The organism is Vibrio algivorus (assembly GCF_030161215.1).
GTDB classification, from domain to species: domain Bacteria; phylum Pseudomonadota; class Gammaproteobacteria; order Enterobacterales; family Vibrionaceae; genus Vibrio; species Vibrio algivorus.
The window spans coordinates 76,993-84,915 of record NZ_BSPV01000020.1 but is presented as its reverse complement, the minus strand read 5'-3'; the positions used below and the strand labels follow the sequence as shown (position 1 = coordinate 84,915).

The 7,923-nt window shown below is 41.6% G+C and carries 4 protein-coding genes; 1 reads left to right on the top strand and 3 read right to left on the bottom strand.

Annotated elements, in window-relative coordinates; all coding sequences use genetic code 11:
- Positions 1–276: 276 nt before the first annotated feature.
- Positions 277–741 carry a phosphohistidine phosphatase SixA gene (sixA, locus tag QQJ93_RS16430; RefSeq protein ID WP_089122580.1) on the bottom strand — a complete coding sequence of 155 codons (465 nt, stop codon included), beginning with the start codon at positions 739–741 and terminating at the stop codon, positions 277–279.
- A 599-nt stretch (positions 742–1,340) separates the two neighbouring features.
- Between sixA and QQJ93_RS16425 the strand changes: the two genes are divergently transcribed.
- Positions 1,341–4,136, top strand: a complete 2,796-nt coding sequence (locus QQJ93_RS16425) for an insulinase family protein (RefSeq protein ID WP_089122579.1) — start codon at positions 1,341–1,343, stop codon at positions 4,134–4,136.
- 240 nt (positions 4,137–4,376) lie between these two features.
- On the opposite strand, the gene fadJ is transcribed toward QQJ93_RS16425, so the two are convergent.
- Positions 4,377–6,515: a fatty acid oxidation complex subunit alpha FadJ gene (gene fadJ, locus QQJ93_RS16420; RefSeq protein WP_431313601.1), complete on the bottom strand. Its 2,139-nt coding sequence runs from the start codon at positions 6,513–6,515 to the stop codon at positions 4,377–4,379.
- Between the two features lie 5 nt (positions 6,516–6,520).
- The gene (gene fadI / locus QQJ93_RS16415) at positions 6,521–7,873 is read right to left on the bottom strand and encodes an acetyl-CoA C-acyltransferase FadI (protein WP_089122577.1); all 1,353 of its coding nucleotides are present in this window, start codon (positions 7,871–7,873) and stop codon (positions 6,521–6,523) included.
- Positions 7,874–7,923 lie beyond the last annotated feature (50 nt).

The window sequence follows — 7,923 nt, the reverse complement described above, 5'->3', positions numbered from 1 at the left end:
GAAAGATTCGTGCAGGAATGTAATCACCTTTCAAATGAATCTGACGCAGTGTAAAGGCTTGGATGAAGCTCCCGAAGGGCAAGTTAAAACAAGCTTTATGCGGCGTTAAATTAAATAGAGATAGAATACTATGATCATATTCAATTTGCCTTGCCTAAAACTTGTTTTAATCTTGCTGAAACTCGCATCTTGAAGTTACTTGGGTATACAAGTAATTTAGGTATAAGGGAGACGACGTTAGCCTCCTTTAATGAAAATCTTGAATGCTCAAAACCATTACGGCTGAGCTTGCCATAACAACTGCCCTTTACGTGTATCGACATCGAAATCAATACAAGCAATACCTGAAGTAGGGAACATTGGGGGCGGAATGTCTGTGACAAAGTCTGCGGTTAAATACCCCACTAGAGGTAAGTGAGAAACTAACAAGATATTCTGCAAGAATTGTGTTTCTGCTAAAGCACACACGTACTCCACGACAGATTCAGAATCCCCATACGGTGTAATATCTGCACAGTCTTCAACCCTTTCCGCCTTTAATAAAGGTTCAATAGTTTGCCATGTTTGTTGAGCTCGTAAGTATGGGCTAACCAATACCAAATCAAACTCATCATAACCCTGCTCTTTACAATACTGCGCCATTTGATAAGAGCCATCTCGTCCTATTGAACTCAATGGACGCTCAGCATCCGATGCTGCAAAAGTTTCCGCATCACCATGGCGCATAATAAAAATTTGCATACTCAATCCTACATAACAACTTAAATATTGATCGAACCAGGTCGCCTAACAAAGCTAGACTTTAGTATAACAACTCCAAGATAAATATTATCTAAAATCGTAATTTTAAAATGAAAAAATGACAGAAATGATCACTTGACCACAATAATCGAGACTATTATTTGATTTCATCTTAATAACTCACATAAATCGTTTGCAGCCTAACGGCTAAGCGTCATAATTAATATACCCGAGTGACTTGGGTATATACCCAAGTGACTTCAAGATGCAGAATTCAGAGCTATCATCCAAGTTCTTAGACAAGGAAGATTTATGCGGAATGTAAACACCTTTCAATTAAATCTGACACTGGCTAAGAGCTTGGATGAAGCTCCCAAAGGGCAAGTTAAAACAAGCTTTATGCTGCGTTAAATTGAGCAGAGATAGAATCACTATGATCATATTCAATTTGCTTTGCCTAAAACTTGTTTTAATCTTGCTGAAACTCGCATCTTGAGGTTACTTGGGTATATATTCAAAGCCACATATGAAAGACGCACTAAGTCTTCTAACGGTTCATCGTTATTAGTGCCCTAAGGACTCATCTCAAGGAGTGTATCGTGCACATCAGTCCAAACGATCAAAAACAATATCGCCATATTACACTCAACAACCAATTGCGCGTATTACTCGTCCACGATCAACATGCGCAAAAATCCGCTGCTGCTCTAGCCGTTAACGTTGGTCACTTCGATGATCCTTATCATCGAGAAGGCTTAGCCCATTATTTAGAACACATGCTGTTCCTAGGGACAGAAAAATACCCTGCCATCGGCGAGTTTCAATCATTTATCAGTCAAAATGGTGGTAAAAATAACGCATGGACAGGTACTGAACACACCTGCTTCTTTTTTGATGTCGTTTCCGAAGCCTACCCAGAAGCATTAGATCGCTTCAGTCAGTTTTTTATTGCACCACTTTTCAATCAAGAAGCCTTAGAAAAAGAACGTCAAGCGGTAGAATCAGAGTTTCGTTTAAAACTTAAAGATGACATGCGACGCTTATACCAAGTGCATAAAGAAGTAGTTAACCCTGAGCATCCATTCGCTAAGTTTTCAGTCGGTAATGTTGAAACACTGAGTGATTTATTTGATGAGAATGGAGAACCAACAACATCCATTCGTGATGAAATTATCGAATTTTACCGTCAGCAATACTCTGCGGACTTAATGACTGTCACTTTAGTTGGCCCTCATTCACTCGCTCAATTAGAAGAAGCGGCCCACAACTATTTTACTCCCATCATCAATAATCAACGCTCAGGAAAAAGCATTAATATCCCACTGGTTCGCGAGCAAGATGCCGCAAAATTTGTTTGTGTCGAACCAGAAAAAGACTCCCGTAAATTGATGATGACGTTTAACTTTCCAAGTATGGACAAGTTTTACCAATCTAAGCCTTTATCTTATTTTGCCCATTTACTTGGTGATGAAAGTGAAGGTAGCCTACTTCAGCATCTTAAAACCAAAGAGCTGATTACTTCATTAACCGCTGGTGGTGGTATTAGTGGCAGTAATTTTCGAGAATTCTCGATCAGCTGTAGCCTCACTAAACAAGGCTTATCAGAAATTGAATATATTGTGCAGCGTATCTTTGAATTCATTGAGTTAATTCGCCAACAAGGACTTGCTGAATGGCGATATTGTGAAAAACAAGCGGTACTAGAATCTGCCTTCCGTTTCCAAGAAGCCTCGCGTCCCATTGATATTGCCAGCCACTTAGTCGTCAACTTACAAAACTACCAACCGGATGATGTCATCTATGGCGACTACATGATGAGTCATTACGATGAAGGCCATTTACGCCAACTACTACGCCATTTCACCCCATATAATATGCGCGTTATGTTGATCGCAAAAGGTTTGCAATACGATCGCCAAGCTAAATGGTACAACACGCCTTATTCGATTCGTTCGATTACTCAACAAGAGCTTGAAGCTTGGACACAACCAGAAAGTACAGGTGAGCTTAAACTTCCTGAGCCCAATCCCTACATTTGCTATGAACTTGATCCTGCACCGTTAGAAAGTGAATCAACCCTACCTGAGCTTATTGAAGATAAACCGGGCTTTCGTTTATGGCATCTACAAGAGCCAGAATTTCGCGTACCCAAAGGGCTTGCTTTTATCGCAATTGATAGCCCGCATGCCGTTTCAACAGCACGTACCATAGTCAAAACTCGCTTGTGTGTTGAAATGTTCCTCGACTCACTGTCTAAAGAAACCTACCAAGCTGAAATTGCCGGTATGGGTTACAACCTCTATGCACACCAAGGCGGCGTGACTTTGATGTTGTCAGGGTTCACACAAAAGCAAGCTCAATTACTCGATGTCATTATTGAACGTTTTGCCTCTCGCGAATTTAGTCAATCACGTTTTGATTCAATCAAGCGACAAATGCTACGTAATTGGAAAAATACCGCTAAAGATCGTCCCGTTTCTCAATTATTTAATGCGATGACCGGTATTTTGCAACCAAACAACCCACCCTACCCAGTACTGATTGAAGCATTAGAATCCATTGAAGTAGATGAACTACCTTCTTTTGTGAGTGCAATGTTGGCTGAATTGCATATTGAAATGTTTGTCTATGGTGATTGGACAAGGCAAGCAGCGACAAATCTGGCTACCAGCTTAAAGTTAGCGTTGCGTGTAAAAGACCAACAATACGAGGAATCACTGCGACCACTTGTGATGTTAGGTGACAGCGGAACCTTCCAGCGAGAAATTCATTGTGACCAAGCAGATTCAGCTTTGGTGGTGTACTACCAATCACCAGAAATTTCCCCCGAAAATGTTGCTCTATATACATTAGCTAACCATTTAATGTCAGCCGGATTCTTCCATGAAATTCGCACGAAGCAACAACTCGGCTATATGGTTGGCACAGGTAATATGCCACTTAATCGCCATCCTGGTTTAGCGCTGTATGTACAATCGCCCAATGCCGCACCTAGTGAGTTAGTCGCCTCAGTCGATGAATTTTTAAATGCCTTTTATATGGTGTTATTAGAGTTGAACGAACAACAATGGCAAAGCAGTAAGCAAGGCTTGCTCAATCAAATCATGTCACCAGACAGTAATCTACGTGCACGTGGTCAACGTCTATGGGTTGCGATTGGTAACAAAGATTATGAATTTAATAACCGAGAAATGGTCGTCGAAGAAATTTTGAAGCTAGACCGTAGCGAAATGATCCGCTTTGTCGTCAATACTTTAAAGCCAAGAACCGCCAACCGCTTAATCATGCATTCAAAAGGCACAGAGCATGCTGATGCACCCGATTTAGAGGCGGGATTAGAAATAGGTTCTATTGATGAGTTTCAATTGCGACCTAAAGATGTCGACTTAGGCTAGTTTCGAGTTTCGAGTTTCGAGTTTCGAGTTTCGAAAAAGTAAAAAGCTTTGCACTCAACATGCAAAGCTTTTTGTTTATTATCACCATTCAAATTTATACCCAAAGTAATTGGAGTTGCAGTGAGGCGGCAAGTGAAAGAGGCCCCATGAGCATAGCTCGCCTATGGCTTTCTTTATAAAAAGATAGAGGCGAAAGAACGCCGTCAACAAAGCTGCAGCTTCAAGTACAAAGGGTATAGACTATGGGTAGAACTTATCTCCTGTACCGGCACGAGTTAACAGCCCATCACACGGAGCAAAACGACTGCCGTATTTCTCAGCGTACTCGTTCATGGTATCGACTAATTTCACTGCGCCAATTTGATCAATATAACGGAATGGACCTCCAAGGAATGGTGGAAAACCAATACCGAAAATAGCACCAATATCACCATCTCTTGGGCTAGCAATAATACCATCATCTAAGGCTCGAACCGCTTCATTGATCATGAGAAGTACGCAGCGCATGGCGACCACTTCTTCATTAAGGATCGACTCAGGGCTAAGTTTAAGTAAGCGATAAACCGACTTATCAACTTCTTTCTTTTTGCCTTTATAGGTATAAAAACCTTTACCGCTCTTACGTCCTTTACGGCCATCTTTTAGCAAAGTATCAAACACATCTGGCGCTTTAAAACGTTCACCAAGTTCTTCAACTAGAATTGGGGTTATTTTAGCGCCGATATCAACGCCAACTTCATCAAGCAACGCAATTGGCCCAACTGGGAAACCAAAGTTGAGCAATGATTCATCAATATGTTCAATCGGCTCACCAGACAGCAAAATTTTTGCCGCTTCATTCATATAAGGCGCCAGAATTCGGTTAACGTAAAAACCTGCTTTATCTTTAACAACGATCGGCGTTTTACCTTGTTTACGAGCAAACTTCACCGTGGTTGCAATCACTTCCTCAGAGGTATCTTGGTGTGGGATCACTTCCACCAATGGCATTTTATCTACTGGACTAAAGTAATGCAGGCCAATCACATTCTCAGGTTTTGCCGCACCCTGAGCAATTTTACTAATTGGTAATGATGATGTATTAGTAGCAAAAATAACGCCTTTTTTAGCTTGGGCCTCAATATCACGCACCATGCTTTGTTTTAATGACAAGTCTTCAAACACCGCCTCAATTACCATGTCTTTTTGACTAAAGCCCGTAAAGTCCGTGCCACAAGAAATAGCCTGCATCTGCTTTTGTAATTGAGCTTTACTAATAGCGCGACGTTTCAGCAACTTAGTTAATAAGTTATAACTGTAGTTCATGGCATGTAACACACCATCATTCGAGACATCTTTAAAGCGTACTGGCACATTCGCTTTAGTAGCAGAAACATAGCCAATACCTGCCCCCATCAAACCACCACCAAGAATGCCCACACCTTGAACATTTTTAGGTTGTGCTGAGCTACCAAAATCTTTTTTCATTTCGGTAGTCGCAAAGAAAATAGAACGTAAAGCGCGAGATTCAGAAGTCATGACCAACTTACCAAATTCTTGCGCTTCTTTCGCTAAACCTTCTTTGATACCTTTCTCAAGACCGTATTGAATCACTTGTAAAATAGCTTTAATTGCTGGGTAATTGCCACGGCTCTTTTGATTGGCTTTTTTAGCCGCTTGTTCAAAAATCACCTTACGACCAAACCCCGTATTGGCCATTAAGGACTCTTTGATATCTTTCTTAGCTTTACGCTTAGATTTACTAATAAATTGTTGTGCAGCTTGCAACAAGATAGATTGCGGCACACAAGCGTCTGCTAAACCTAATTTTAATGCTTTCTTCGCGCGTAATTGCTTACCAGTTAAAATCATATCCAGGCTATCAAGTAAACCCACAAGACGAGGTAAACGTTGAGTACCACCCGATCCTGGCAATAAACCAAGTTGTACTTCAGGTAGACCTAAACGCGTCGCATCACTATCACTACAAACACGATAGTCACAAGCGAGCGCTAACTCCAAACCGCCTCCTAGACAAGGGCCATGAATCGCCGCCACAATGGTAAATGGTAGTGATGAAAGACGATTAAACATCTCTTGGCCTTGAGTCGCTAAGCTTTCCGCTTCTTGCGCAGATTGGCAAGCATCCAGCATTCGAACATCGGCACCAGCAATAAAGTTATCCGGTTTTAAAGAGTGGATGATCATTCCTTTGATATCAGATTTCTTTTGCTCTAACTGCTCAAAAATCGCCTGCATTTGTTCAGCAAACTCTGCCTGGAGAGTATTCATTTTTTCATTAGGTACATCCACCGCAAGCCAAGCAACTTGGTTATCATCCACGGTTAAAGTAAACGCATTATTGGTTGAAGCATGCTCTGCTGAAAGTTGATTATCCATAGTCATTATTCCACTCCTTCCATCTGTGCTTCATTTTTTTCAGCTTCTAATTTATCAACTTCTAGAATAACAGCAGCCCCTAAACCGCCGGCCGCACATGCAGTAGTTAATGCTAAGCCTCCGCCTCGACGTTTTAACTCACGTAAAGTTTGAGTCATTAAGCGTGCGCCAGTCGCAGCAAATGGGTGGCCGTAAGCTAATGAGCCACCAAGTACATTAAATTTATCCATATCAATGACGCCGATTGCTTTATCGCGACCAAGTTTTTCTTTGGCAAAAGTTTCTGAGGCAAACATTTTCACATTAGCAAGCGTCTGAGCAGCGAAAGCTTCATGCATCTCAATCAAGTCAAGATCGTCAAGCTCAAGCCCTGCTCTATCAAGAGCAATAGGAGTGGCATAAGATGGGCCCATTAACATATCTTCTTCTACTTGAATTGCTGAGAAAGCATAAGAACGAATATAACCCAGCACTTCTAAACCAAGTTCTTTCGCTTTACTTTCACTCATCATCAATACCGCCGCGGCACCATCGGTTAGCGGTGTACTGGTTGCTGCGGTCACGCTACCAAAATTACGGTCAAAGGCTGGACGAAGTTTGGCATATTGCTCAATCTGTGAATCTTGACGAATATTATTATCTTGATGAATCCACTCTTTATAAGGCTCAGGATAGGCAGTCATGACTTCATCTTGAATTAAACCATCTTCCCACGCTTGCGCTGCTAAAGTATGAGAACGGTGTGCTAATGCATCTTGATCTTCTCGGGCAATTTGATGAGATTTCGCCATTTGCTCGGCCGTTTGCCCCATTGATAAACCAGTCGAATATTCGGCAACGGCAGGTGGAACAGGCATAAGGTCTTTGAAAGATAACTTACGTAAAATCGATAACTTTTGAGGTAGGGTTTTTGCTTTACTCAGTTCTAATAAGCTTTGTGCAAGCGGCTTAGACACACCAATAGGAAGAACGGATGAAGAATCTGCCCCACCAGCAATCCCGATTTCAATATTGCCAGCCACAATGCTTTCAGCAACATTGATTGCAGATTGGAAACTCGTCGCACAAGCACGCGTAACGCTGTAAGCATCCGTTGAAACATTCATACCAGTGCCAAGTACTATTTCACGGGCAATATTAGGTGCTGCTGGCATTTGAACGACTTGACCAAATACCACTTGATCGACAAGTTTAGGGTCAATTTGAGTACGAGCAAGTAATTCACTCACCACCATTTTACCAAGATCAACCGCTGGTACTTCTTTAAAAGCAGTGCCTTGACGAGCAAATGGGGTTCGAAGACCGGAAACAATAGCGATTCGGTCACCATTGCGAGCTTTTACTTCCTGATGAGTCATATTCTTTCCTTTTTAATGTCCATATCTTTACGTTTCTAATTGCTTAACCG

What these genes read in the sequence shown, in the direction of transcription:
- sixA (WP_089122580.1), bottom strand. Translation starts at nt 741, where the DNA reads ATGCAAATTTTTATTATGCGCCATGGTGATGCGGAAACTTTTGCAGCA.
- fadJ (WP_431313601.1), bottom strand. Translation starts at nt 6,515, where the DNA reads ATGGATAATCAACTTTCAGCAGAGCATGCTTCAACCAATAATGCGTTT.
- fadI (WP_089122577.1), bottom strand. Translation starts at nt 7,873, where the DNA reads ATGACTCATCAGGAAGTAAAAGCTCGCAATGGTGACCGAATCGCTATT.